The sequence below is a fragment of the Pseudalkalibacillus hwajinpoensis genome, from assembly GCF_039851965.1.
Classification (GTDB): domain Bacteria; phylum Bacillota; class Bacilli; order Bacillales; family Guptibacillaceae; genus Guptibacillus; species Guptibacillus hwajinpoensis_E.
The window spans coordinates 2,413,526-2,439,841 of the sequence record NZ_CP156674.1 but is presented as its reverse complement, the minus strand read 5'-3'; the positions used below and the strand labels follow the sequence as shown (position 1 = coordinate 2,439,841).

Below are 26,316 nucleotides of genomic sequence, written 5' to 3'. Positions count from 1 at the left end.
TCCTCCCTTATCTAGAATGAGCGAAAAATTTCAAATAGGATCGTTGTGAGAAAAATATTAAGCAGCGCAAGCGGTAACAGCACCTTCCAGCCAAACGACATAAGCTGATCGGCTCGAAGTCGTGGGAAGGTTGCTCGTATCCAGATCATTACGAAGATGATCAAGATGAACTTCAGTGCAAACCACACAGCACCAGGGATAAATGTTAAATAAGGAATCGCCTGCCAGCCACCTAGGAAAAGGATTGTTGTTAAAGATGCCATTGCGAACAGATAAACGTATTCTGCTAGCATGAAAAATGCAAAGCGAAATCCTGAGTACTCCACATGATAACCCGCGACAAGCTCGGATTCCGCCTCAGGTAAATCGAATGGTGTCCGGTTTAGTTCAGCAACAGAAGCAATGAGAAAGATGAAAAAAGCGAGCGGCTGTTTAAATAGAAACGCAACGGATTCCTGCTGTGCAATAATGTCATTTAAATTGAGCGAACCCGTTAGAAGAACGATGCCGATCACGCTCATCACAAGCGGAATTTCATATGAAATCATCTGCGCTGCTGAGCGCATGCTACCAAGGAGAGCGTATTTATTATTAGAGGCCCACCCTCCAGCTAGAATCCCGATGGTCGAAATTCCGGATATTGCAATATAGTAAAGCAGCCCAACCCCGATGTTCGCAAAAGAAATTTTCTCGGTCAGTGGCAGAGCGGCAATGACGATAAATGCCGGTGCAAATGCGATAACCGGTGCGATAATAAACAGCGGTCGATCCGCATCACGCGGAATCGTGTCTTCCTTCAAAAGGAGCTTTAACACATCTGCAACCGTTTGAAGAAGGCCAAACCGCCCACCTACTCTGTTCGGTCCATGGCGGAGCTGCATAAAACCAAGCACTTTTCGTTCCGCTAAAATCGCATAGGTGACGAAGCCAAGGACAACCATCAGCATTGCTGCTCCTATTGCAAAAAATCCGATTGTTTGCCAGTAACCAGGTGTGGATACAAGCATGTCATTGATCACTAGCCATCCACCTCCCCGAGGACAATATCAATACCGCCAAGAATGGCAATCAGATTCGAAATATTTTCCCCCTCCAGCAGCTCGGGTAAAATCTGTAGATTATAAAACGACGGGCGTCGGAACTTTAAACGGTACGGCTCCTTCTTTCCTTTCGATGCGATGTAGCAGCCAATTTCTCCACGCGGGGATTCAATTCTGACATACGTCTCACCCGCTGGTGGCTTAATGATTCTCGGAACCTTCGCCATGAACGCGCCATCGACAATCTGCTCAACTGCCTGCTCCACAATATTTAACGCTTCTTTGATTTCAGCCATCCGACAGTTATAGCGGGCCATCGCATCGCCTTCATGAAAAACGGGTACATCAAACGTAAAGCGATCATAAATGGAATAAGGTTCATTCTTCCGAAGATCCCAGTTTACCCCTGTACACCTTAGATTGGCTCCACTCAAAGAATATGAGAGGGCTTTTTCTCTGGAATAGGTGCCAACGCCTTTTATCCTCGCCATGAAAATCTCATTGCCTGTTACAAGATCGTGATAGCCTGCAAGCTGTTCCCTCATATACGGTACGAACTCCCGCACCTTTTCAAGCCACCCTTCAGGCGCATCCCATTTCACACCGCCAACGCGCATATAGTTAAACGTTAATCTCCCTCCTGATATTTCTGTTAGCAGATTAATAATAAGCTCGCGCTCACGAAACGCATAAAGAAATGGACTCATTGCACCGATGTCGAGAAGATACGTCCCAAACCAGACAAGATGGCTCGCTACCCTGCCAAGCTCCATCACTATGACGCGCAGGTAATCTGCTCGTTCAGGGAGTTCCAAACCCATCATCGTTTCAACTGCATGACAGAGGATGTAGTTGTTTGTCATCGCAGCAAGATAATCCATTCGGTCCGTGTAGGGAATGATTTGTGTATATTGAAGGTTTTCCGCTATCTTCTCCGTTCCTCTGTGTAGATACCCGATGACAGGTGTTGCTTCCTTAATGATCTCTCCATCAATTTTCAGGACGAGGCGAAACACGCCATGAGTACTGGGGTGCTGCGGACCTACATTCAAAAGCATTTCCTCAGTACGAATCATCGCTACACCTCCACATCGTAAGGTTCATAGTCTTTTCTGAGCGGATGCCCAACCCAGTCATCTGGCATCATAATTCTTGTTAAATTCGGATGGCCTTTAAAAATAATCCCTAGCAAATCGTAGCCCTCTCGCTCCGGCCAGTTTGCCCCTGCAAAGAGAGGTGTAAGGGAGTCGATTACTGGTTTTTCTCGATCGATCTTTACTTTCAATGCAACGCTTTGAGTGTTTTGATAGGAGTATAAGTGCGTGTAGATCTCCATATGTGTCTCAAAGTCTGTGCCATGTGTTTCTGAAAGGTAATCAAATGCAAGAAGCTCATTGTATTTCAGGAACTGAGCGAGCTTCAGGTATCCTTCTTTTTTCACAACTAGCGTTGGCACATCTTTGGCGAGACGATTTATATAGGCATCTTCTAAAGGATCTTCCTCAAGGTTCTCGCGGATAACCTGCAGGTACCGATCAAGAACGGGCTGATTTTGTGAAGGTTTTTCCTCTTCAACCTGCCCTTCTGGTTTAGCTGTTTTTGTTTTTGCTTTTGCAGCAGCTGCAGCTTTTGCTTTTGCCGCTGCGATCGCCTTCGCTTTTTCATCGTCGGAGCCTGAACTCTCCTCACGTTTCCTTAACGCGGCAGCCTTCGCCGCAGCGGCGGCTTTTGCTTTATCATCAGTAACGCCTGATTCTCTCTGTTTCCTGAGTGCAGCCGCTTTCGCCTTGGCAGCGGCAACCGCCTTCTTTTTGGCTAGTTCCACATCCTCTTCGCTAGATGTGGACTTCTCATCCGCTTCTATTGATTCGTTTTTTTTCATTTCTCTCTGTTTCCTGAGTGCAGCCGCTTTCGCCTTGGCAGCAGCAACCGCCTTCTTTTTGGCTAGTTCCACATCCTCTTCGCTAGATGTGGACTTCTCATCCGCTTCCGTGGATTCGTTTTTTTTCATTTCTCTCTTTTTCCTGAGTATAGCCGCTTTCGCCTTGGCAGCAGCAACCGCCTTCTTTTTGGCTAGTTCCACATCCTCTTCGCTAGATGTGGACTTCTCATCCGCTTCCGTGGATTCGTTTTTTTCCATTTCTCTCTTTTTACGTAGCGCTGCCGCTTTTCGCTTCGCTTCTTCGACAGCTTTTCGTTTTTCTTCAGCTAACTCTTCAGGAGTTTTGCCATCATTCATCGATTTGTCACCCGCTTCCCGGTTCTAGCTTCGTATCGAATTTTCTCCTGCAATTTATTAATGCCATAAATGAGTGCAGCTGGATTTGGAGGACAGCCGGGAATATAGACATCAACTGGAACGATCTGATCGACTCCTTTCACAACGGCATAAGAATTAATATATGGGCCCCCAGCTGTTGCACATGATCCCATCGCGATCACCCACTTTGGCTCGGGCATTTGGTCATATAAGCGCTTTAGCACTGGTGCCATTTTTTTCGTAACGGTTCCAGATACAATCATCACATCAGATTGACGTGGCGATGTTCGAAAAAAGGTACCAAATCGATCCAGATCATAATGTGAAGCACCTGAACCCATCATTTCAATGGCGCAGCACGCAAGCCCGAATGTCAGGGGCCAGAGTGAATTGCTTCTTGCCCAGGATTTAACGTTTTCAAGCGTTGCGAGGAATACATTCTGTTTCATTTCCTCGTATTCTTCGGGTGTGATGTTTTCTAAATTCAGATCCATTTCAACACCTTCTTCTTCCATGCGTATAGTAAGCCAATCAGGAGCATGATGATGAAGATCATCATTTCAATAAACGCAAAGAAACCGAGTTTCTGATAGGCGACAGCCCATGGATACAAGAAAACGGTTTCGACATCGAAAATAACAAATAGCAATCCGAATAAATAATATCGGACGTTATACTGAATCCAGCTTTGATGGAACGGCTCAATGCCGCTTTCATAGGTTGTTTGTTTCTCTTGGGTGGGCTTAGAAGGTCTGAGGAATCTTCCGGCTGTTAATGCGACAGCAGGAAGAAGAAGTCCAAGTAAAAGGAACATGATGACAAAGAGGTAACTATTTTGATACACGTTAAGTGATTCACCCATAAAGGTCTCTCCTCTCATCGTGCTGCAGAAATTGCTAGTCCTGTATACTAATTCAACATCTCTTACCTTAATCTTGCTTTTCTTGGTAAGTTTTTTAAAATTTTCGAATAGAGGGGCTGACATGATAGATAAACGGTTAAGAACTTTTACTGAAAAGCTATGGGCTAGAAATAAATACAGTGTGATGGCAAAGGGGGCTATGAGCACTACAAAAACGTCAGTTCTTCCATAAAAAAAGCTGACAAAACTGGAGAGCTTTTTTGAAATTAATAAAATGATCAAGGATTCTCTGAACTTATACTAAAAAAGGTATGCGGACAACACTGTAGCATATGTGGGGATATTTTAAAAAACAAGCAACGTAAGAGGAAAAAGAGGTTTTATCATTAAAATGGATAACTTAATGAATTGAGTCAACTCTCTTTTTTAACGTTTTTCCGAAAGAAGTCTCCCTCTTCAAGCCTGTGAAGGGCGAAGCCCAACGGTAAGGGGGAGATGAATTTCGGTTGAGCGTTAGCCCAAAGGCATTTTGCTTTTTATCCTAATATGGTATATTCAGTCTTATAAAGTGTAAGGACTGGTATACAATGAAATTAGATAGTAATAACCATTCAGTGTTCTTGATGTATTACCATCTTGTATTGGTTGTAAAATATCGAAGGAACGTTATTGATGACACGATTTCAGACTATGCAAAAGAAAAATTTGTATCCTTGAGTGAAAAATACAATATTACATTGGTCGAGTGGAACCATGACATTGACCATGTTCATATTTTGTTCAAAGCACAACCTAATAGTGAATTATCAAAATTCATCAATGCATACAAAAGTGCGAGTTCGAGACTTATCAAAAAAGAGTTTCCTCTCGTTCGAAAAAAGCTATGGAAAGAAATGTTTTGGTCACGAAGTTTTTGCTTGTTGACCACAGGCGGTTCACCGATTGAAGTCGTAAAAAAATATATCGAAAATCAAGGGATGAAGTGAGGTGATTTGATATGGCTAAACAAAATAAAGCGTATAAGTTCAGAATGTATCCAACAGATGAACAGACATTAGTAATTCGTAAAACCTTCGGTTGTGTTCGTTTTGTCTATAACAGGATGTTGGCAGAACGAAAAGAAACGTATGAAAATCTGAAAGAGGACAAGGAAGCGTTAAAAAAGGCGAAACATCCTACTCCGGCCAAATACAAAAAAGAGTTCGAGTGGCTAAAAGAAGTGGACTCTTTGGCGTTGGCAAACGCACAATTAAACTTAGATAAGGCATATAAAGCCTTCTTCAAAGGGAATGCCAAGTTTCCAAAGTTCAAAAACAAGCGTCACAAACAAAGCTATACAACGAATGTTGTGAACAGAAATATTCAGATATTGGGTGGTCATATCAAATTGCCTAAACTGAAAATGGTGAAACTCAAACAGCATAGAGAAATTCCATCTGAGCATATTATTAAGTCTTGCACGATTTCGATGTCTTCATCAGGGAAATATTACATTTCGATTCTGACAGAATATGAAAAAGAAATTGAAATCAAAAATATTCAAAATGTTGTCGGGCTAGATTTTGCAATGAATGGGTTATTTGTCGATAGTGAGGGTAAGAAAGCCAATTATCCTAAATTTTTTCGTCAAATGCTTGATAAATTAGCAATCGAACAACGTAGATTGTCTCGCAAAAATAAAGGTTCTTCAAATTGGAACAAGCAACGCATTCGGGTGGCAAAACTGCAAGAAAAAGTAGCAAACCAACGTAAGAATTTCCTCCATCACAAATCAAAAGAATTAGTAACTGAGTTTGACGCTGTTGTGATTGAAGATTTAGACATGAAGGGCATGTCACAAGCACTCAAGTTCGGAAAAAGTGTCGCTGATAACGGGTGGGGTATGTTCACTTCTTTCTTACACTACAAGCTAAAAGAACAAGGGAAACAACTTATCAAAATAGATAAATGGTTTCCATCTACTAAGACTTGTTCGAATTGTGGTTCTGCAAAAGAAATCAAATTATCCGAACGCACCTATCAATGCACCTGCGGGCTAAGTCTCGATAGAGATGTCAACTCCGCACTCAATATCAAAAAAGAAGGCATTCGCTGGTTAGCAACTGCCTAACCTAGTGTAAATATAAACTCTTGGAACAAGAGGGTTAGCTTGGTCCATTTCGTCAGCTAGTAAAAGTGGCGATTACCCAAGAAGCCCCCACTTCAACCAACCCGTAAGGGTGGTAAGTGGCGGGTAGTTCACAGAAAAGGTTTTAATCGAGCAAATTGAAGAACAAATTAAAGAAACGTTCGGCTTAACAGTACCCGTTATCTTGAGAACTTCTAATGAGTTAAAGCAAATTAAGGAACACTGTCCATTTAATAAAGAAGAAATTTCCAATGCAGAAGCATCGTCTGTTGGAGAAAGTCTGTACGTCTCGCTTTTATCTGAGCGACCATCAGAGGAGGCAGTCAAACAGTTACCTTCCTATTCTTTTGAAAATGAAGCCTATCAAATCAATGGAAGGGAGATCTATCTTCTCTCCCATGACAGTATCCGTAATTCCAAATTAACGATTAAGCTGAATAAGCTCAGACCTACCGCGACCGTACGCAATTGGAAAACAATCAACAAACTTCTTGATATGGTGACATCAATAAAACAGGCTTAAAAAATGAAAAAAAGCATCTGAGGATACACCTCGGATGCTTTTCATCTTACTTACCTGCCAAATCCAGGCGGTTGATTGCACGCTTAAGCGCTAGCTCAGCACGTCTGAAATCAACATTGTCCTGCTTCGCTTGATTCAAGCGTTGTTCTGCTCGTTCCTTTGCAGCACGTGCGCGTTCCACGTCAATAGCAGAAGGAAGCTCAGCAGACTCAGCAAGGATTGTTACCTGCTTTGGTCTTACCTCAACAAACCCACCGCTAACGGCCAGTACATGCGTGTCAGCTCCATTTTTGAAGCGAACTGCATTGATTGTAAGAGGGGCAACAAGCGGAATGTGTCCAGGTAAAATACCGAGCTCACCGCTCTTTGCTTTTACGCTGACCAATTCAGCTTCCCCTTCGTATACCGGGCCGTCAGGGGTGACTACACTGATTTCCAATGTATTCATCGTACCCCTCCCTGGGTGTGATCGTAATTAGAAAAGCGTAAGCGCCTTGGTCACCCCCGACAAGCTTAAGGTGAGCATCAATGTGGCGCTCTTTGCCACAATGATGCTTGACTTAATTAAGACCTCGAGGGGGTAGGCGCTGGAGCTAGACATCGTGAGCGTAAGCAGTCGCCTCCGCTTTTATTGTCTAGCTGCATGGGCCAAATCCTCCGGCTGTTTCACCCATTCGATTGAGACAAAAATCGTCTCATTCTCGTGGGCTCCAACATCCTGCGGATTTAAGCAGGCCCATTCCGCTTTTCATTATGCCATTTGCTTCGCTTTCTCTACTACTTCTTCAATGGTACCTACAAGACGGAATGCGTCTTCTGGGATGTCATCGTGTTTGCCATCAAGGATTTCTTTGAATCCTTTGATGGTTTCTTTAACTGGTACGTATGATCCAGGCTGGCCAGTGAACTGTTCAGCTACGTGGAAGTTCTGAGAAAGGAAGAACTGAATTCGGCGAGCGCGTGAAACAGTTAGCTTATCTTCGTCAGAAAGCTCATCCATACCAAGGATAGCAATGATATCTTGAAGCTCTTTGTAGCGCTGAAGCGTTTGTTGTACTTCACGCGCAATGTTGTAATGCTCTTCACCAACGATTTCCGGAGAAAGCGCACGGGAAGTTGATGCAAGTGGATCCACCGCTGGGTAGATACCTTGCTCAGATAGTTTACGTTCAAGGTTAGTTGTTGCATCAAGGTGAGCAAACGTTGTAGCCGGAGCCGGGTCAGTGTAGTCATCGGCTGGTACGTAGATTGCCTGGATTGAAGTAACAGAACCTTTGTTAGTTGACGTGATACGTTCTTGAAGCTGACCCATCTCAGTAGCAAGTGTAGGCTGGTAACCTACCGCTGATGGCATACGTCCAAGCAATGCGGATACCTCAGAACCAGCTTGTGTAAAGCGGTAGATGTTATCGATGAAGAGAAGAACGTCCTGTCCTTGCTCATCACGGAAGTATTCTGCCATAGTAAGACCAGTCAGAGCAACACGCATACGTGCACCTGGTGGTTCGTTCATCTGACCAAATACCATTGCTGTTTTCGTAATAACGCCAGAATCTTTCATCTCGTAGTAAAGGTCATTACCTTCACGCGTACGTTCACCAACACCAGCGAATACAGAGATACCGCCGTGCTCCTGTGCGATGTTGTTGATCAATTCCTGGATAAGTACAGTTTTACCTACACCTGCACCACCAAAGAGACCGATCTTACCACCTTTAACGTATGGTGCAAGTAGATCTACTACTTTGATTCCTGTTTCAAGGATATCAGTTGTTGTTGCAAGGTTCTCAAATACTGGTGCTAGACGGTGAATCGGATCGCGGCGAACTTCGCCAAGCTCTTCATCAAGGTCAATTTTTTCACCAAGAACGTTGAATACGCGTCCTAGTGTGATATCCCCAACTGGAACGGAGATCGGTGCACCTGCATCAAGAGCTGCAACTCCACGTACTAGACCGTCTGTTGAACCCATTGCTACGGTACGAACAGAGTTATCGCCTAGATGAAGTGCGACTTCAAGCGTCAATTCGATACTTTCCTCGGCACCAGTCTGCGCTATATAGTTAACTTTAAGGGCGTTGTAGATTTCAGGGAGCTTGCCGCTCTCAAACTTAACGTCTACAACCGGACCCATAACCTGGGTAATGTATCCCTTGTTCATCCTGTTCCCTCCTAACTTGCTTTAAGCTGCATTTGAAAGTAAGTCTTTCAAATAGCATTTATGTTTTGTACTAGTATTGTCTAGTTACACGAGCCAAATCCTTCGGCTGTTTCACCCATTCGATTGTGACAAAAAACGTCTCATTCTCATGGCCTCCAACATCCTGCGGATTTAACCGGGCTCGTTCCGCTATTCGTTTGTCTAGCTACGGCTCCTGACCCCTCGATCGCTTCACCTTTCCGATTGAATACAAAGAACATATTCATTCGAAAAGCCTCCAGCGCTTGTCGGGCCTAAGCGGCCACTTCCGCTATTCTAATGCCGTTGCACCAGATACTATCTCAGTAAGTTCCTGAGTGATTGCTGCCTGACGGGCACGGTTGTAAGAAAGTGTAAGATTGCCGATAAGGTCATCTGCATTGTCAGTCGCACTTCTCATCGCTGTCATACGGGATGCGTGCTCTGCTGCTTTCGCATCGAGAAGCGCTCCGTAGATTAAGCTCTCAGCATATTGAGGAAGCAGGACTTCAAGAATTTCTTCTTCTGATGGCTCATACTCATAGCTGCTGAGTGATTTGCCTCCACCTGTCTCAATATCAGTTAACGGAAGAAGCTTCTTCTCCGTTAGATCCTGCTGAATGGCACTTACATAGTGGTTGTAATAAAGATAAAGCTCATCAAAAGCTCCATCTTCAAACATGCCAACTGTTCTAGAGGCAATATCTTTAATGTCTGCAAATGCAGGCTGGTCAGAAAGACCAACGATGCTTTCAACTACAGGCATTCCGCGCTTTTTAAAGAAGGAGAGTCCAACTTTACCAGCAACGATGATTGCGTACTCATCAGTTGAGTTATGACGTTCGTTAATTGTTCGATATACATGACGTAGTACCGAGCTATTGTAAGCCCCTGCAAGTCCACGGTCAGACGTGATAACCACGTAACCCGTTTTCTTTACTTCACGGCTTTCTAGCATCGGATGACGTACGCCGCTTGATCCATTAGCAATGCTTCCTACAACCTCTTGAATTTTATCCATGTATGGAACGAATGACTTTGCATTCATTTCAGCACGGTTCAATTTCGCAGCTGATACCATCTGCATCGCTTTTGTAATCTGCTTTGTTTTCTTAGTCGACGTAATTCTCGACTTAATATCGCGTAAAGATGCCACTCATTTCACCACCTTTTAAGCTGGCCGCGGCGTTTCCGCCGCATCCCTCTTATTCAGATACTGCGAAGCTCTTCTTGAATTCTTCGATTGCACCGTTGAATTCTTTTTCGTCAGGAAGAGCTTTTGTTTCACGAATTGTATTGAAGATTTCTTTCTTATTATGTTCGATCCATGTCATCATTTCAGATTCAAAACGCTGAATATCGCCAACTGGGATATCATCAAGGAATCCACGAGTTAGTGCGTAAAGAATGGCAACCTGCTTCTCAACAGCAAGCGGCTTGTTAAGTCCCTGCTTAAGTACCTCAACCGTACGAGCACCACGGTTCAGCTTTGCTTGAGTTGCTTTATCAAGGTCAGATCCGAACTGAGCAAATGCTTCTAGCTCACGGTATGATGCAAGGTCAAGACGTAGTGTACCCGCAACCTTCTTCATCGCTTTAATCTGAGCAGAACCACCTACACGGGATACCGAAAGACCTGCGTTAACCGCCGGACGTACACCCGAGAAGAAGAGATCAGATTGAAGGAAGATCTGTCCATCAGTGATGGAGATAACGTTAGTTGGGATATAAGCTGATACGTCACCAGCTTGAGTTTCGATAAACGGAAGGGCAGTTAGTGAACCTGCTCCTTTTGCATCACTAAGCTTCGCTGCACGCTCAAGTAAGCGAGAGTGAAGATAGAATACATCCCCTGGATATGCTTCACGACCTGGAGGACGACGAAGTAGTAGGGAAAGTTCACGGTATGCAGAAGCCTGCTTTGTTAAGTCATCGTATACAACAAGAACGTGCTTGCCATTATACATGAATTCTTCACCCATTGTTACACCAGCATATGGTGCAAGGAATAAAAGTGGAGAAGGCTGAGATGCGCCTGCAGTTACAACGATTGTGTAGTCAAGGGCACCCTGCTTACGAAGCGTTTCAACAACGCCACGTACCGTAGATTCTTTCTGACCAATTGCAACGTAGATACAGATCATATCTTCGTCTTTTTGGTTAAGGATTGTATCGATCGCAATCGATGTCTTACCAGTCTGACGGTCACCGATGATTAGCTCACGCTGTCCGCGTCCGATTGGAATAAGAGAGTCGATCGCTTTGATTCCTGTTTGAAGTGGCTCATGTACTGATTTACGATCCATAACCCCTGGAGCCGGGCTTTCGATCGGACGAGTTTTTGTTGTGCCAAGTGGACCCTGTCCATCAACAGGTTGTCCCAGTGGGTTAACAACACGGCCAAGAAGCTCTTCACCGACTGGAACCTCCATGATGCGTCCAGTACGACGAACTTCATCGCCTTCACGAATTTCAGTGTATGGTCCAAGGATAATAATACCTACGTTGCTCTCCTCTAGGTTCTGAGCCATACCCATAACACCGTTTGAAAATTCAACAAGTTCTCCTGCCATCACGTTATCGAGACCGTGGGCACGAGCAATACCATCACCAATCTGGATAACGGTACCAACATCATCAACTTTAATATCAGTTTGATAATTTGCGATTTGCTGCTTGATCAGCGCACTGATTTCTTCAGCATTGATGCTCATGCATATTCACCCCTATCTTCTAGCTCTTCGCTGAAACTAATTCACGTTCCATGCGTTTAAGTTTACCGCTAATGCTTCCATCAAAAATGCGATTGCCGATACGTACTTTAATACCACCGATTAAAGTAGGATCGATCACATTCTCGATTCGAAGCGTTGTTTTGCCTACTCTTTTCGCAAATACTGCAGAGACTTTCATCTGCTCCTCTTCTGTTAGAGGCTTCACAGAATATACCTTCGCTGCCGCTGTTTGCTGCTGTTCATAAGCGAATCTTTCAAATTGATTGACAAGATCGAATACGATTGCCATACGCTTTCGTTCGATCAGTGTAAGAAGCGTATTCATCACGTGAGTGGAAAGAGACGATCCAAAGCTAGTTTGGATAATGTTCTTCTTCTCTGCTGTTGTGAATTTCGGATGCTCGAACACATTCATTAAGTCCGGCGTTTGATGAAAAACATCTTTTACAACCATTAGCTCATTCTTGATTTGCTCGACGTTATCGTTCTCACGAGCGATGTCAAAAAGAGCACCGGCATAACGTTTTGCGATTACTTCAAGATCTCTACTCATTTCTGATCGCCTGCCTGATCAAGGTACTCATCGATCAGCTGCTTTTGAGCACGCTCATCAAGTTCCTTTTCAACAACTTTTGAAGCGATCATCACAGATAGGGATGCTACCTGTTCGCGTAGAGATGCTACTGCACTTTCACGTTCACGCTTGATTTCAGCTGTAGCAGCTTCCTTCAGGCGCTCAGATTCAAGACGAGCAGCTTCGATCAATTCCTGACCTTTTTGGTCAGCCATTTGTTTCTGGTTCTCAAGCATAGCTTTCGCTTCCTGACGAACACGCTTCATTTCTTCGCGCTGCTCATTCAAAAATGCTTCAGATTCTTTACGGTTCTTTTCAGCCGCGTCAATTTCGTTAGCAATGTGCTGCTCACGATCTTTCATGATGCCCATGAGCGGGCCCCAGGCAAACTTCTTTAATAGTGCAAGAAGTACGATAAAAGCAACAAGCTGGAAAAGGATATCTCCTGCAGCAAATCCTGCTCCTAGAATTAAACTATTGAACACCGTGTTCACTCCCTTCAGAGGTCATACAAAACGAATGGCGAAGGTTTCATTTCGAAACTTTCTCCGCCATCATGAAACGATCCAAACTCACTATAAAGTTCTGTTACTTATTGACCCAATACGATGAAGGCAATAACAACACCGATGATCGGCAATGCCTCAACTAGTGCGATACCGATGAACATTGTTGTTTGAAGTGTACCGCGAAGTTCTGGTTGACGAGCGATTCCCTCTACTGTACGTCCTACGATAAGACCGTTACCAATACCGGCACCTACTGCCGCTAAACCTACTGCAATTGCAGCTGCGATTAAACCCATGCTAAACTTCCTCCTTATAATTCATATAATAGTTTTATATAATGACAAGCTCATTAACACTGTTGATTAATGGTCGTCTGCCACTTTGTGCGCCATGTAAACCATTGTAAGCATTGTGAAGATAAACGCCTGAATTGTTCCGACAAAGATACTGAATCCCTGCCATGCGAGCATAGGAAGAAAGGCTCCAAGCGCTCCAGCAAATCCTGCGCCACCAAGTCCTGCTAGAAGTCCAAGCAGAATTTCACCGGCGTAAATGTTTCCGTAAAGACGTAGACCAAGTGTTAATGTATTGGAGAATTCCTCAATTAACTTAAACGGGAATAGAAATTTAAGTGGACTAAAAAATCCTTTTCCATATTCCTTAGGTCCTTTCATTTTCACACCGTAATAGTGTGTAAGCACCACGACCATCGTTGCTAGTGTTAGCGTGATTGTCGGGTCTGCAGTTGGAGACTTCCACCAGAGTTCTGAATCAATTGCAATGGCGAATGGAAGACCAAGCATGTTTGATACAAAGATGTACATTAGTAGCGTCATCCCTAGAAACAGGAAGCGCCCACCGGTTTTCCAGTCCATCGTACTTCCAATAAGACCTTTTACAAAGTCCATCACCCACTCAATGAAGTTCTGCAATCCAGTAGGACGCATTGCTAATGAGCGAGTTGCTACAACCGCTAGTACGAAAACAATAACCGAAGCAATTGTAATCATGAGTACATTGGAAAGATTGAAAGTAAGTCCTAAAAAATCAGTTGTAGGTGCATGATGTTCCAACAGCTTTTCACCTCTCTTCCTACTTAAAGCGTATTTTAGATATTGAATCTATGAGAATGATAATGTAGGTGATCATTAACCCAATTACCACACCTAGCAAACTGAAGTGTTCCGGATATCTCGTTGCGATGGCAACTGCCAATCCCGCAACGGCCAATCTCGTTAGAAAACCGAGCGATTTAGCCTTCTTACCCTCTGCAGCGGCCTCTCCAAGACGATTGATTTTTCGGAACATGTTGAATAGGTTGTAAATGCTGAATACTGTACCAAGAATTAACCCGAGGAATAGTGCTTTATATGAGGTAATTCCCCAACCCATTACGAAAATGGCGAGCAAATACAGGGTAAGTTGCATGTAGCGGCGGAAACTTTGAGTATATTCTGTCATTTAATCTTCCCCTGTAAACTTATGTAGAAGACGAACCAATCCGTAGATTCCCCCTCCAAGTCCTAGAAGGAGACCAATAACAAGAAAAAGTGGAAAGGTGTCGAAAAGGCTGTCCATCCATTTGCCTAGAAAAATCCCAGTAAGAATTGATCCGACAAGATAAGATAGAATCGTTGTATAGAGTGCCATCGCCTTCAAATCGAGCGCCCCTTTGCTAAAAAGGTGTGTCACTTAAAAAGGTTATTTAGCAAATGAAAACCTTATCACTATACCCTTTGTAAGTCTACAATAGGGTGCCTATCATGTCAACGTGTTTAGGGGAAATGGTGTGATCAATTTCACAAATAACTTTTCTTTGAAAAAAGGCAGCAATAATAAGGATGATAACGATTTCAAGAGCTGAATGGATTTACTGACAGGATTCAGGTAAAGATTCCCTGTTAATTACTGCGAATTTTGTCACTGTTTTTTCACATTTACTGTCATCCTAACCGTTATCTTTAATCAAAAGCCAAAATAAAGAACCTCTCCGATTCGGAAGAGGTTCTAAGATCCTTACTTCGTCCCGTACAGGCGGTCACCAGCATCACCGAGGCCAGGAACAATGTATCCTTTTTCATTTAGCTTTTCATCAAGACCTGCGATGTAAATGTCCACGTCAGGATGTGCTTCGTGCAGCAGCTCCACGCCTTCTGGTGCTGCGATAAGACACATCATCTTAATGTTCTTTGCTCCGCGCTTCTTAAGAGAGTTGATCGCCTCAACAGCAGATCCACCTGTCGCAAGCATCGGATCAATAACGATAAATTCACGCTCTTCAATATCTGCAGGGAGTTTGACGTAATATTCGACCGGCTGGAGTGTTTCCGGATCGCGGTAAAGGCCAACGTGCCCTACTTTTGCCGCAGGAATAAGCTTAAGGATGCCGTCTGTCATTCCAAGTCCTGCTCGAAGAATTGGCACAAGACCAAGCTTCTTACCAGAAAGAACTTTTGATTTCGCTTCAGTTACCGGTGTCTTTACGATCACTTCTTCAGTCGGAAGCTCTCTAGTAATTTCATAAGCCATCAGTGCAGCTACTTCGTCAACAAGTTCACGGAATTCCTTTGTACCTGTTTTTTCGTCTCGAATGTATGTAAGCTTATGTTGAATTAATGGATGATCGAACACGTATACTTTACCCATCGGATGCTCTCCCCTTTTCAATTTGGTTTCGTTCAGAAATCTTCTTCGCAATTTTACAGAAAAACACACTCTGATTCAAGCTTTTAGAAGATGATGAAATATTCACTTACTTAGAGCTTGTCGTCTATTTATCCCTATAAAAAAGCCGGAAGAATTTCCTCCGGCTTTTACTGCTACTTAATAAGAAAGATTTTTGTACATCGGAAACTTATCCGTTAATGCGTGTACGCGCTCTTCTGCTTTCTTTAGAACCTCTTCATTTTCAAGCTGTTTTAGAACGTCGCCAATAATGCTTGCGATTTCTTCCATTTCAGCTTCTCCAAATCCACGAGAAGTGACGGCAGCTGTTCCGATTCGAAGACCACTTGTCACGAATGGACTTTGTGGATCAAAAGGAATCGTGTTTTTGTTTGTTGTAATGCCAATGTCATCCAGCGCTTTTTCTGCTACTTTACCTGTGATGTCAAGGCTCTGAAGATCAAGTAAAACAAGGTGATTATCCGTTCCATTAGAAACGAGATTAATGCCTTCTTTTTCAAGTGAAGATGCTAGCTTTCTAGCATTAGAGATCACTTTTTCTGAATAAGCTTTGAACTCATCAGAAAGCGCTTCGCCGAATGCCACTGCTTTCGCTGCGATGACGTGCATAAGGGGACCGCCCTGAATACCAGGGAAGATCGACTTGTCAATTTTCTTCGCAAATTCTTCATTACAAAGAATCATACCACCACGAGGGCCCCGAAGGGTTTTGTGTGTTGTTGTTGTTACGAAATGTGCGTAAGGAACAGGATTTGGATGATGACCTGTCGCCACAAGACCTGCAATGTGCGCCATATCAACCATCAAGTATGCATCTACTTCGTCTGCAATCTCACGGAAACGTTTAAAATCAATTTCGCGTGGATACGCGCTTGCACCAGCAACAATCAATTTTGGACGATGCGTCTTGGCTTTTTCAAGAACATCATCATAATTAATACGATGGGATTCTTTGTCAACTCCGTACTCAACGAAGTTGTACTGCACTCCACTAAAGTTAACCGGACTTCCGTGTGTGAGATGTCCACCGTGAGAAAGGTTCATTCCAAGAACCGTATCTCCCTGCTCAAGGATTGTGAAATAAACAGCCATATTTGCCTGTGCGCCTGAATGCGGCTGGACGTTTACATGGTCCGCACCGAATAATTGCTTCGCACGGTCTCTTGCGATATTTTCAGCGACATCGACATATTCACAGCCACCATAATAACGACGGCCAGGATAACCTTCCGCGTACTTATTTGTTAAAACTGACCCTTGAGCCTCCATAACAGCTTGTGATACAAAGTTCTCTGATGCAATTAGTTCAATCTTGCTGCGCTGTCTACCAAGTTCTTCTTTCATTGCCTGTAAAAGTTCTTGATCCTGCTTTGCCAGGTTTTGCATTGATATCCCCTTTCCATCCCACACAAATTTCCATTCGTTTACACGAACAGGAGTGATTCAATCTAGTTTGCATTGTACCACATAAGATCGAATCCGTACATTAGATAAATTAACTATATTATCGTTCGGTTTTCAACTTAAAAGCAGTGCTCATTTCTACCTGGATAAGACGCACGTTCTCCACCAATGAGTTTCGGGCGTGAGCGAGCCATCGTTAAGTGGGCATGACCAATCGATTTATGCATGCTTCGAACAGGAACAGCAACATGTCTAATGTGCATGCCAATAAACGTATCACCAATATCAATTCCCGCATCAGCGGAAATGAACTCCACAAGAACCGGATCACTCATTTGACTAAAGGCATATGTAGCCATTGATCCGCCTGCTTTCGCTGTTGGAACGGCAGCAACAATGTCATACCTTTTCGCGTACGCTGTTTCACGTTCCACAACGAGGGCACGGTTTAAATGTTCGCAGCATTGAAATGCAAGTTGAACACCTGTTTTCCTCTGGAAGGAACGAACGCTTTCAAAGATCGCTTCCGCAGCCGTGGTAGTACCAGAAGTCCCAATTCTCTTACCTATTACCTCGCTAGAACTCATCCCTATCACAAGCAAATGACGCTCTGTGAGGCGAGCATCAATCTGTAAATCCTGAAGCGCTTCTGATGTATGCTGTGTCAGCTGATTTACTGTCTGTTCATCCAAAGGTAACGCCCCCCTTATGCTTTCGCTTCGTACTCCGTGATTTTTCCAACTCTTCTCGCATGGCGCCCTGCTTCGTATTCTGTTTCAAGCCACACTCTGGCAATCTCAACAGCGAGACCCGGGCCAATGACCCGCTCTCCCATTGCAAGGACATTCGTATCATTATGCTGTCTGGTTGCTTTTGCGCTGAAAAGATCGTGGACAAGCGCACAGCGGATGCCATTCACCTTGTTAGCAGCAATCGACATGCCAATGCCTGTGCCACAAATAAGAATTCCACGGTCAGCTTCACCAGTCGCTACTTTTTCTGCTACAGGAATGGCGTAATCGGGGTAATCAACCGAATCATTACAATCGCAGCCAAGATCAATTACTTCCATCCCGAGTTCCTTGATTACATTGATGATGTCCCCTTTAATGTTTACCCCAGCATGATCTGCTCCAATTGCTACTTTCATTTCTATCCCTCCAGGCCGTTTTCTCTATTCATCCGTTCCAACATTCGGTCTACCGCTGCTTCAATTTCATGATAGGTTTCCCGATACTGCTCAATTGTACCACCAAAGGGATCAGAAATATCCATTGAAGGCAATTGATCCTCAAGCTCTCTCAATTCATCAAGATCCCTGGTCAGAGCTGCTTCAAACTCATTTCTCTTCACGCGTTCTTCTTCTCCTTCAAAGCTCGTTACATCATGTGAAAAAGCCGCTCGCTTCATTTCGATCTCAGCTGCTTTTTGCTGATACTCATCATACTTTTCCTCATCCACCGCGTACTCTTTCAATGTATAGACTTTGTCAGCAAGATCTGGAAAATCTCGCAGAACAAGTGCCTTATGGCTACTCGTCATCGTGAGAAGAATGTCTCCCCATTCTGCAAGCTGTCGATCAAGCATTTGAGCGCGATGTGTGAAAGCTAGCTTCTTCTCTGTTAAAAGAGTTTCCACCTGATGGCTGGCCGGAGCCCCGTTCGCCGCAAACACACCTGCTGACTTCACTTCAATGTTCTCGCTTCTATTTTTTAATATCACTTCCGCCATTGGACTGCGGCATGTGTTTCCTGTGCATATAAATACAACTCTCACCATGTCCACTTCCCTTCCTTCCTTATTATGAAAGATGCAGGGGGATAAATCCACCCTCTAATCCAACAGAACAAATGTGAAAAAATATGAAATTCTTGAAACCTTTTTGTCATCTGCACGTAATACTCGTTAGAAGAAAATCAAGGGGGGAAGTCACATGTCGCAAAGAAAAATCGCAGTTATTGCAGGGGCCGTTGTACTATTTCTACTCCTAGGAGTTATTCTCGTTACAAGCTGGTACACCGTTGATGAGTCAGAGCAGGCGGTGATCATGACATTTGGGAAAGTAGATGAAGAGATTAGCGATGCCGGCCTCCACTTCAAACTCCCATGGCCAATTCAGCAGGTAGATGTTTTACCGAGAGAAACATTCAGTTTGACGTTTGGCTATGATGAAGAAGATGGCAAAATCGTTGATTATCCAGAGGAAACGAAAATGGTTACTGGAGATGAGAACATTGTTCTCGCGGACCTTGTAGTTCAATGGAGAATTACGAATCCGAAGCAGTATCTCTACTATTCAGATGAACCAAAAGAAATTCTATATAATGCCACCTCCGCTTCCTTAAGAGGTGTCATCGGAAGCTCAGAAATAGATGAAGCGCTCACATCCGGGAAGGCTGAAATCGAAGGAAACGTCCGTGATCTGCTGACAGATTTAATCGACCGCTACGAAATTGGCATCTCCATACTTGATGTGAAACTACAGGATGTTGAACTTCCGAATGATGAGGTTCGTAAAGCATTTACAAACGTAGTTGACGCACGTGAACAGAAGGAAACGACGATCTATGGGGCAAGGAAATACAAAAACCAGGAATTAAACGTTGTTGAAGGACAAAAGGATGCGCGTATTTCAAAAGCAAAAGGTGACAAAGCACAGCGAATTGAGCAGGCCCGCGGGGATGTCGCGACGTTCAACGCCCTTTATAACGAATACAAGAACAATCCAGATATCACCAAACAAAGACTAATTTTGGAAACACTTGAAGAGGTCCTGCCTGATACGAAGATTTACATTATGGACGAAGGCGGCGACACAGTAAAGTATTTGCCGATTCAGCCAGCGGAGAAAAAAACCGAGAATGAAAAGCCGAAGGGAAGTGAAACGAATGAGTGATCAAAACGTTTTTAATATGGATGAACATAGGCGCAAAATGAATCCAGGTAAAGTTGTTAAAACTGGATTGCTCATCGTCCTCCTTCTCATCATCATCGGTGGCATTTTTAGTACCGTTTTCATTGTAAAAGAAGGAGAATACAAGGTAATTCGTCAATTTGGTGACGTTGTGAAAATTGAAACAAAGCCAGGATTGAAATTTAAGATTCCATTTATTCAGTCGATTACAACGCTTCCGAAATACCAAATGCTTTATGATGTGAATCCAGAAGAGATTACTACTAAAGATAAAAAGCGAATGACCGTCGATAACTATGCCGTCTGGTCGGTTAGTGATCCCCAGGATATGATTAGTAATGCAAGAACGATTGAAAATGCTGAGGCGAAAATGGGAGAATTCATTTTTTCTGTGATTCGTTCAGAGCTTGGTCAATTAGAGTATGACGAAATTATTAATGAGGAAAAGTCTAATCGGGGAAATTTTAATGACCGTGTTCGCGAACGGGTGAATAAACTGTTAGAACGTGATGCTTACGGAATCCAGGTGACCGATGTTCGCATGAAACGGACCGACCTTCCAGATGCGAACGAGCAATCTGTCTTCCAACGGATGATATCTGAACGGGAATCGAAAGCACAGGAATACCTTTCACAGGGTGACGCTGACTCTGATCGTATTAAAGCGGAAACAGATAAAGAAGTAGATACGATTCTTGCTAAAGCCGACGCAGATGCTCAGGAAATTCGAGCTGAAGGTGAATCAAAAGCTGCGAAAATTTACAACAACGCATTCAGTCAGGATCCGGAGTTTTATGAGCTATATCGTACGCTTGAGTCTTATAAAACAACACTGAACGATGAAACGGTGATTATGCTTCCTGCTGATTCGCCATATGCGAGGTTATTACAAGGGGTTACTGAGTAGGAAGCTAAGGCTGCTGGGACCTTCATGTGCTCTAGCAGCCCTTACTTTGCTCTAAATGAGACGTATATCCGCGATTTCGTAATAAAACCTCCCTCTCATCTAGATGATCAGGAGTTTCAGTCCAAAACCAAAGAGAATGCAGCCGCCAAGAAGCTCACTGTAGGAGCCGACCCAGTTACGGAACTTTCTCCCCATCATTAACCCGGCCCACGTTAGGAACATGCTGATCAGTCCAAATAAAAGAATGGTAACCACTACTCTTGCGCCATAAATGCCGAGACTCAAGCCAACCGAGAAGCTGTCGAGGCTAACGCTTACCGAAAATAATAAGAGACCAATACCGATTGGTGTCACAAATGGTTTATCATTCGAAGAGAGTGAAGATGCGGCCATCTGTAATCCAAGCATAAGCAATAGTCCTCCACCAATCATAGTAGCGATTGTGCCGAAATGTACGGATAAAAGGCGTCCAATCATCATTCCGCCAAGTGGCATTCCCATATGGAACAGGCCGATCACAGCTCCTATTTTTGCGATTTGACGAAGACGAAGTGGGATCATTCCCATACCGAGTCCAACAGAAAAAGCATCCATACCGAGAGCAAAAGCCATTAAGCTTAATGTCGCAAGCTCTCCAATTAATGCACTGGAAATCATTTCATCTCCCCCTCGGGACGTGCTATTCAACTTTTATGCACGTTCTCTTGAAAATAGAAGAGAAAGAATGAATAATAGATTACGAAAGGCTCCTTAAGGGTAGTTATTAAGAAACGAGCCACATTGGAGGAAACCATAATATGAGCGTTCACAAAGGGATTTCACAACAGCTTCGCCAAAAAAACCGGCAAATTAACTTATTTGTTCAACTAGATAAGGAACGAGAAGCAGCCATTACACGTGCGGTCGAACTTTGTCAGGCAGGCAAACCTTTTACAACTGACCGAATTAACGAACTTTCTGCTCAGATCAACGAGCTAGCGAAGCAAGGCAGCATTCCGACACGTATGTTTGTAACGAATGCAATGGTTGAGGAATTTGTTCAAAAGAAACATTGTTAGATGAATTAGAAAACCCGCTCAAGATTCCTTGAGCGGGTTTTTGCTTTATTCTTTGATTACACGATTGCTAGCAGCTTTGGTTAAACGGTTCATCACCGCCGCTCCTACCCCTTCATGTGTAAACACTTCACTATAAATTTCATCTACATCTGATTCATCAAACTTCCTTAGAACATCATATAAACGGTTTGCAACTGAAACGAGGTCATTTCTTGTTCCACAGGGGATCACAAGATCGGCATGATAAAATGCTTTCGACTCTTCTGTTGCAATAATCCCTACTTTAAATCCTTCTTCTCTCTGTTTATCCACAATGCTTTGCAGATAGGGTTTTGAACCATCCACAAGCGTTACTGGAGCAGATGGTGCATAGTGCTTATATTTCACACCCGGCGATTTCGGTTGATGACCGTCATCACTCAGAGCTGGATCAATGTTCACTTTGCCAACAACCTCTTCAAGCTGTTCTTTTGTCACGCCCCCGGGTCTAAGAATCGTAACTACATCGCCTGAACAGTCAACGACAGTAGACTCAAGCCCAACACCGGTTGAGCCTCCGTCAACAACCCCTGCAATGCGACCACTTAAATCATGAATCACGTGCTGAGCTGTTGTTGGACTTGGCTTTCCAGATAAGTTTGCGCTTGGAGCAGCAAGTGGCAAATTCGCCGCTTTTAATAGAGCAAGCGCGACTGGATGATCAGGCATTCTAATTGCGACCGTCTCGAGTCCAGCTGTCACATTTGAAGCAACGCTCTGCCCTCCCGGTAAAACAATCGTTAATGGTCCTGGCCAGAAAGCTTTCATCAGTTCATCGGCTTGCTTCGGAATCATAGTAACTAACTTTTCCACATGTGGACGAGAAGCAACGTGCACGATCAGCGGATTATCAGCCGGACGACCTTTTGCCTCAAAAATTTTGGCCACTGCCCGGTCAGATAATGCATTCCCGCCAAGTCCATAGACCGTTTCCGTTGGGAAAGCAACGACCTCATCTCGCTTCAAACATTCTGCTGCTTCCACAATCTGTGGATAATATTTTTCTATATCCACATTTTCATCCACATACCAAACATTTGTGTGGATACCTTCCACATTATTCACCCTCTTACGCGTTAATAGCTTATAAACCCGCTTATTTCGGGATAATAAGAGGTTATTCCACAGAATTCTACACAATTCTTAAAAACGCTTTCGCGCCTTCAACTATTATCCATCCACATAATGTGGATAACATACGTTCGATCTGTGTATAACAATGTTGATGATTTGCCCTATTGAAGCTGCTTTCGCATAATCACCCGCTCATTTGCTTGATCTGTGAATAACCTGTTGTTCTTCATATGAATCGGAAGTTCCTCATGGGTAATTGTCGAAAAACCAAAAACTTGAAAGAACAACGATTCTTCGTTTGATGTGAGATACAACTCGTCCAATTGGCATTTCTTAGAGAATTGAATCACCTGTTCAAAGAAACGAAGCAACCGTTCTGAGGTTGACTCGGAACGGTTTAACACCAGTGCCCGAAGAAGTCCTGAAGCTTCAAACGTTTCAAGACCAATGACACCAAACAGCTCTTTTGTTTCCGTTTCAGCAATAAGAAACGATTCAATATCAGGAAGCCCGTCCACTTCAAGGCCAGACTGTTTTACAATATTAAAAACCGCTGTTTCATCTGCAGCTGTTGCTTTTCTTACAAGGAACAAATCAATCATCCTCCTCCGCCTTTTTATAAGCATAAACTCGTTCTACTAACGACTTATGCGTGAAAGGAGGATGATAGACCAATTAATTGAAAAGGCCTTTGAACCAATCTGTGATCGCATCAATGATTTTCACAAGAAAGAAGTCCACTTCAACTTCTTCAGAAGGCTCAGCAGGAGCTGTTTCTTCCTCAGCCTGTACCGCATCACCATTCGAGAAATCAAGGAAACAAAGAGGTGGGAATAACACACACCACCAATTATCCCCAAGACCTTCTCCAATCTTAATTAGCACAGCCTCATAGTCACCCGCCGGATAAACAAATTCGCCATACAGCTTTGTTGGGAATGCGACTTCTCCGAACGTTACACGAAATGAATCATTGCTTCCGATTCCTTTAAGCTCTGTTTCTACGATTTTGTTAATTTCATCTAAATGATTTTTAATAACAGTTCTTGACGCTTCAATCGAAGTTAAATCGGCAACCCATTCGTTGATTGATTCATTCACCTGATCACGAATGCGACGCTTCACCATCTGATCTTCCTCACTATTGCTGTTTGCTAAAATGCGAAGACGAATCGCTTCGTCTGGAATTACCTGCTGGTTTGCTAAAGCAGCTTCCGAACTGTGGAGACTTGAAGCAAGAATAAAAATGGAGATTAATAGATTTATAAGTCCTTTTTGATTCATCTTGTATCCCGTCCCTTCTAGCTCTCATTCTGGCCAGAATACAACGTTCTAAACGTAGAACTCTTCATCAGAATGCGAGCTATTTCGACGGGACTAGTTTACGATACCAAAAACCATTCGCTCCTTGCCGCTGATGTCCTTCACAACTTCGACCTGAATGCGATCTACAAAGGACACTTCGAGCATCCGGGCAACCGTTCTCGCCTGCTTTTCTCCTACTTCAAAACCAATTAATCCTGGACTCGCCATAACGGCTGGAAGATCGGCTGCTAGACGACGATACAAGTCATAGCCATCTTCGCCTCCAACAAGTGCCTGCATCGGTTCATGGTCACGTACCAGGGGATCCAGCGCCTGATAATCTTTTTCTGAGATGTAAGGTGGGTTAGATACCACAATATCCAGCTTGCGGCCTGCTAATGGCGCAAGCAAGTCACCATGCAAAAACGCCACTGGCGCTCGAAGAAACCCGGCATTTTCTTTCGCTACTTGGAGCGCTTGTTCAGAAAGGTCAACAGCCGTGACATCGCTATTGTTTAATTCAAGAGCAAGGCTGATTGCAATCGCCCCGCTACCTGTTCCAATATCTGCGATCGATACACCTGCTGGATCAGGGTATAGTTTTCGCACACGGGAAAGAATACCTTCCACTAGCTCTTCTGTTTCAGGACGGGGCACAAGCACGTGATGATTAACGCGAAACATTCTGCCGTAAAACTCTTCTTTTTCCACAATATGCTGAACAGGAATACCACCTGCATGCTTACGTATTTTATCCTGAAATATCTCATAGTCAGGCATGTCGTCTCTCAGCATGAGCAATAGCTCTGTACGGGATACATCAAGCTCATGCTTCATAAGCCATTCTGCTGCAGATGCTTCTCTGCCATGGGATTCTAAAAAAGAAGAAGCCCAGTTAAGGGCTTCGAATACAGTCGTCATAAGGTCACTCTCCAGCTTCCGCCATCAATCGTGTTTGTTCTTCCGTAATAAGCGCATCGATAAATTCATCCATCTTCCCTTGAAGAATTTGATCGAGCTTTTGAATCGTGAGGTTAATACGGTGATCTGTTACACGATTTTGTGGGAAGTTGTACGTACGGATTCGCTCTGAGCGGTCCCCTGTACCAACGGCTGATTTACGGTTATCATCGTACTCTTTCTGTGCTTCCTGCTGGAACTTATCGTAAACACGAGCACGAAGAACCTTCATCGCTTTTTCTTTGTTCTTAATTTGTGACTTTTCATCCTGACAGGAAACAACCACACCTGTTGGTAAATGTGTTAAACGAACAGCTGACATCGTGGTGTTAACACTCTGTCCGCCAGGTCCGCTTGAAGTAAAGGTATCAACACGAACATCTTTGTCGTGAATTTCAACTTCCACTTCTTCTGCTTCAGGGAGAACAGCAACTGTTGCTGTTGAAGTATGAATTCGGCCACCTGATTCCGTTGATGGAACACGCTGAACACGGTGCGCGCCGTTTTCATATTTCATTTTGGAGTAAGCTCCGTCTCCATTAATCATGAAGATAATTTCCTTAAAACCGCCTAGCTCAGTTGAGCTGGACTCAATGACTTCAGACTTCCAACCCTGCATTTCAGCAAAACGGCTGTACATTTTATAAAGATCGCCAGCAAATAGGGCCGCCTCGTCTCCACCAGCAGCTCCACGAACTTCAATAATAACGTTCTTATCATCGTTCGGATCTTTCGGAAGGAGAAGGACTCTTAGACGCTCAGCATACTCTTCTTCTTGAGGAGTAAGCTCAGAAAGCTCTGCTTTTACCATTTCACGCATTTCTGCATCTTTTTCTTCTTCTAGCATCGCTTTCGCATCTTTAATACCTTGAAGGATTTCCTTATATTCACGATAAACTTGCACGGTTTCCTCAAGGCTTGACTGCTCCTTGGAATATTCGCGGAGTTTAGTTGTGTCATTAATGACTTCAGGATCACTTAACAACTGATTTAACTTATCATAACGTTCTTCTACAATTTCTAAACGGTCTAACAAGATCTTTCACCTCGTTTTCGTTGCATAACATTCTAATTATAGTATAGGATATTTACCCCGTCAAAAGCAAAAACTGCTTGAACTTCTTTTAATAAGGGTAAACTTTATAGAAGAAACGATTGTT

General features: G+C 43.6%; 32 protein-coding genes. 6 read left to right on the top strand and 26 right to left on the bottom strand.

The window, feature by feature from the left end:
* Positions 1-11: 11 nt before the first annotated feature.
* From nuoH to ABFG93_RS12805, 5 genes are read right to left on the bottom strand one after another with little or no spacing between them, the layout of a single operon-like run.
* Positions 12-1,019: an NADH-quinone oxidoreductase subunit NuoH gene (gene nuoH, locus ABFG93_RS12825; RefSeq protein WP_431522002.1), complete on the bottom strand. Its 1,008-nt coding sequence runs from the start codon at positions 1,017-1,019 to the stop codon at positions 12-14.
* Positions 1,019-2,116, bottom strand: a complete 1,098-nt coding sequence (locus ABFG93_RS12820) for an NADH-quinone oxidoreductase subunit D (protein WP_347548414.1) — start codon at positions 2,114-2,116, stop codon at positions 1,019-1,021. The genes nuoH and ABFG93_RS12820 overlap by 1 nt, the downstream gene beginning before the upstream one ends.
* Before the next feature lie 2 nt (positions 2,117-2,118).
* Positions 2,119-3,279 carry an NADH-quinone oxidoreductase subunit C gene (locus tag ABFG93_RS12815; protein WP_347548413.1) on the bottom strand — a complete coding sequence of 387 codons (1,161 nt, stop codon included), beginning with the start codon at positions 3,277-3,279 and terminating at the stop codon, positions 2,119-2,121.
* Positions 3,276-3,794 carry a NuoB/complex I 20 kDa subunit family protein gene (locus ABFG93_RS12810; protein WP_347548412.1) on the bottom strand — a complete coding sequence of 173 codons (519 nt, stop codon included), beginning with the start codon at positions 3,792-3,794 and terminating at the stop codon, positions 3,276-3,278. The genes ABFG93_RS12815 and ABFG93_RS12810 overlap by 4 nt, the downstream gene beginning before the upstream one ends.
* On the bottom strand, positions 3,785-4,162 hold the full coding sequence (locus tag ABFG93_RS12805; RefSeq protein WP_347548411.1) for an NADH-quinone oxidoreductase subunit A: 378 nt from the start codon (positions 4,160-4,162) through the stop codon (positions 3,785-3,787). The genes ABFG93_RS12810 and ABFG93_RS12805 overlap by 10 nt, the downstream gene beginning before the upstream one ends.
* A gap of 587 nt (positions 4,163-4,749) precedes the next feature.
* On the opposite strand from ABFG93_RS12805, the gene tnpA reads away from it, so the two are divergent.
* The 3 genes from tnpA (at position 4,750) to ABFG93_RS12790 (ending at position 6,813) form a co-directional block, all read left to right on the top strand.
* Positions 4,750-5,148 (top strand): IS200/IS605 family transposase, encoded by a 399-nt coding sequence (gene tnpA / locus ABFG93_RS12800; protein ID WP_347548410.1) that lies wholly within the window; start codon positions 4,750-4,752, stop codon positions 5,146-5,148.
* 11 nt (positions 5,149-5,159) lie between these two features.
* The gene (locus tag ABFG93_RS12795) at positions 5,160-6,272 is read left to right on the top strand and encodes a transposase (protein ID WP_347548409.1); all 1,113 of its coding nucleotides are present in this window, start codon (positions 5,160-5,162) and stop codon (positions 6,270-6,272) included.
* Positions 6,273-6,417: 145 nt separating this feature from the next.
* A complete protein-coding gene (locus ABFG93_RS12790; protein ID WP_347552835.1) occupies positions 6,418-6,813 on the top strand; it encodes a DUF1697 domain-containing protein in 396 nt (131 codons plus the stop codon).
* Between the two features lie 46 nt (positions 6,814-6,859).
* Here ABFG93_RS12790 and ABFG93_RS12785 read toward each other — a convergent pair whose 3' ends face one another.
* The 15 genes from ABFG93_RS12785 to ABFG93_RS12715 form a co-directional block, all read right to left on the bottom strand.
* Entirely contained in the window at positions 6,860-7,261 is a 402-nt protein-coding gene (locus tag ABFG93_RS12785) for a F0F1 ATP synthase subunit epsilon (protein ID WP_347548408.1), read from the bottom strand.
* A 303-nt stretch (positions 7,262-7,564) separates the two neighbouring features.
* Positions 7,565-8,974 carry a F0F1 ATP synthase subunit beta gene (gene atpD / locus ABFG93_RS12780; RefSeq protein WP_347548407.1) on the bottom strand — a complete coding sequence of 470 codons (1,410 nt, stop codon included), beginning with the start codon at positions 8,972-8,974 and terminating at the stop codon, positions 7,565-7,567.
* A 310-nt stretch (positions 8,975-9,284) separates the two neighbouring features.
* The gene (locus tag ABFG93_RS12775) at positions 9,285-10,148 is read right to left on the bottom strand and encodes a F0F1 ATP synthase subunit gamma (protein WP_347548406.1); all 864 of its coding nucleotides are present in this window, start codon (positions 10,146-10,148) and stop codon (positions 9,285-9,287) included.
* Positions 10,149-10,197: 49 nt separating this feature from the next.
* On the bottom strand, positions 10,198-11,706 hold the full coding sequence (gene atpA, locus ABFG93_RS12770) for a F0F1 ATP synthase subunit alpha (RefSeq protein WP_224590839.1): 1,509 nt from the start codon (positions 11,704-11,706) through the stop codon (positions 10,198-10,200).
* A 19-nt stretch (positions 11,707-11,725) separates the two neighbouring features.
* Positions 11,726-12,280: a F0F1 ATP synthase subunit delta gene (locus ABFG93_RS12765; protein WP_347548405.1), complete on the bottom strand. Its 555-nt coding sequence runs from the start codon at positions 12,278-12,280 to the stop codon at positions 11,726-11,728.
* A complete protein-coding gene (atpF, locus tag ABFG93_RS12760) occupies positions 12,277-12,786 on the bottom strand; it encodes a F0F1 ATP synthase subunit B (RefSeq protein ID WP_347548404.1) in 510 nt (169 codons plus the stop codon). Before atpF ends, ABFG93_RS12765 begins: the two co-directional genes overlap by 4 nt.
* A gap of 107 nt (positions 12,787-12,893) precedes the next feature.
* Positions 12,894-13,106: a F0F1 ATP synthase subunit C gene (gene atpE / locus ABFG93_RS12755; protein ID WP_121681967.1), complete on the bottom strand. Its 213-nt coding sequence runs from the start codon at positions 13,104-13,106 to the stop codon at positions 12,894-12,896.
* 66 nt (positions 13,107-13,172) lie between these two features.
* Positions 13,173-13,883 (bottom strand): F0F1 ATP synthase subunit A, encoded by a 711-nt coding sequence (atpB, locus tag ABFG93_RS12750; RefSeq protein ID WP_347548403.1) that lies wholly within the window; start codon positions 13,881-13,883, stop codon positions 13,173-13,175.
* A 19-nt stretch (positions 13,884-13,902) separates the two neighbouring features.
* Positions 13,903-14,271: an ATP synthase subunit I gene (locus ABFG93_RS12745; RefSeq protein ID WP_347548402.1), complete on the bottom strand. Its 369-nt coding sequence runs from the start codon at positions 14,269-14,271 to the stop codon at positions 13,903-13,905.
* Entirely contained in the window at positions 14,272-14,460 is a 189-nt protein-coding gene (locus ABFG93_RS12740) for an AtpZ/AtpI family protein (RefSeq protein ID WP_224884423.1), read from the bottom strand.
* 366 nt (positions 14,461-14,826) lie between these two features.
* Entirely contained in the window at positions 14,827-15,456 is a 630-nt protein-coding gene (gene upp / locus ABFG93_RS12735) for a uracil phosphoribosyltransferase (RefSeq protein WP_347548401.1), read from the bottom strand.
* Between the two features lie 177 nt (positions 15,457-15,633).
* Entirely contained in the window at positions 15,634-16,881 is a 1,248-nt protein-coding gene (gene glyA, locus ABFG93_RS12730) for a serine hydroxymethyltransferase (protein ID WP_347548400.1), read from the bottom strand.
* Positions 16,882-17,018: 137 nt separating this feature from the next.
* On the bottom strand, positions 17,019-17,591 hold the full coding sequence (locus tag ABFG93_RS12725; protein WP_431522001.1) for a TIGR01440 family protein: 573 nt from the start codon (positions 17,589-17,591) through the stop codon (positions 17,019-17,021).
* 14 nt (positions 17,592-17,605) lie between these two features.
* A complete protein-coding gene (rpiB, locus tag ABFG93_RS12720) occupies positions 17,606-18,049 on the bottom strand; it encodes a ribose 5-phosphate isomerase B (RefSeq protein ID WP_347548399.1) in 444 nt (147 codons plus the stop codon).
* A gap of 2 nt (positions 18,050-18,051) precedes the next feature.
* On the bottom strand, positions 18,052-18,678 hold the full coding sequence (locus tag ABFG93_RS12715; protein WP_347552833.1) for a low molecular weight protein arginine phosphatase: 627 nt from the start codon (positions 18,676-18,678) through the stop codon (positions 18,052-18,054).
* Positions 18,679-18,832: 154 nt separating this feature from the next.
* Between ABFG93_RS12715 and hflK the strand changes: the two genes are divergently transcribed.
* Together hflK and hflC are read left to right on the top strand one after the other, a co-directional pair.
* Positions 18,833-19,795: an FtsH protease activity modulator HflK gene (gene hflK, locus ABFG93_RS12710; RefSeq protein ID WP_347548398.1), complete on the top strand. Its 963-nt coding sequence runs from the start codon at positions 18,833-18,835 to the stop codon at positions 19,793-19,795.
* Positions 19,788-20,720, top strand: a complete 933-nt coding sequence (gene hflC / locus ABFG93_RS12705; protein ID WP_347548397.1) for a protease modulator HflC — start codon at positions 19,788-19,790, stop codon at positions 20,718-20,720. The genes hflK and hflC overlap by 8 nt, the downstream gene beginning before the upstream one ends.
* Positions 20,721-20,819: 99 nt before the next feature.
* On the opposite strand, the gene ABFG93_RS12700 is transcribed toward hflC, so the two are convergent.
* Positions 20,820-21,377, bottom strand: coding sequence for a manganese efflux pump MntP (locus ABFG93_RS12700; protein ID WP_347548396.1), 558 nt, complete (start codon positions 21,375-21,377; stop codon positions 20,820-20,822).
* Positions 21,378-21,517: 140 nt separating this feature from the next.
* Here ABFG93_RS12700 and ABFG93_RS12695 point away from each other — a divergent pair, with 140 nt between their 5' ends.
* Positions 21,518-21,778, top strand: a complete 261-nt coding sequence (locus tag ABFG93_RS12695; protein WP_347548395.1) for a DUF2533 family protein — start codon at positions 21,518-21,520, stop codon at positions 21,776-21,778.
* A 45-nt stretch (positions 21,779-21,823) separates the two neighbouring features.
* On the opposite strand, the gene ABFG93_RS12690 is transcribed toward ABFG93_RS12695, so the two are convergent.
* The 5 genes from ABFG93_RS12690 to prfA form a co-directional block, all read right to left on the bottom strand.
* Entirely contained in the window at positions 21,824-22,864 is a 1,041-nt protein-coding gene (locus tag ABFG93_RS12690) for an L-threonylcarbamoyladenylate synthase (RefSeq protein ID WP_347552832.1), read from the bottom strand.
* Between the two features lie 188 nt (positions 22,865-23,052).
* Positions 23,053-23,493: a GNAT family N-acetyltransferase gene (locus tag ABFG93_RS12685; protein ID WP_347548394.1), complete on the bottom strand. Its 441-nt coding sequence runs from the start codon at positions 23,491-23,493 to the stop codon at positions 23,053-23,055.
* Between the two features lie 73 nt (positions 23,494-23,566).
* Complete coding sequence (gene spoIIR, locus ABFG93_RS12680; protein WP_347548393.1) at positions 23,567-24,175, bottom strand: stage II sporulation protein R; 609 nt, start codon at positions 24,173-24,175, stop codon at positions 23,567-23,569.
* A 93-nt stretch (positions 24,176-24,268) separates the two neighbouring features.
* Entirely contained in the window at positions 24,269-25,117 is an 849-nt protein-coding gene (prmC, locus tag ABFG93_RS12675) for a peptide chain release factor N(5)-glutamine methyltransferase (protein ID WP_347548392.1), read from the bottom strand.
* Between the two features lie 4 nt (positions 25,118-25,121).
* Complete coding sequence (gene prfA, locus ABFG93_RS12670; RefSeq protein ID WP_347548391.1) at positions 25,122-26,192, bottom strand: peptide chain release factor 1; 1,071 nt, start codon at positions 26,190-26,192, stop codon at positions 25,122-25,124.
* Between the last annotated feature and the right edge of the window lie 124 nt (positions 26,193-26,316).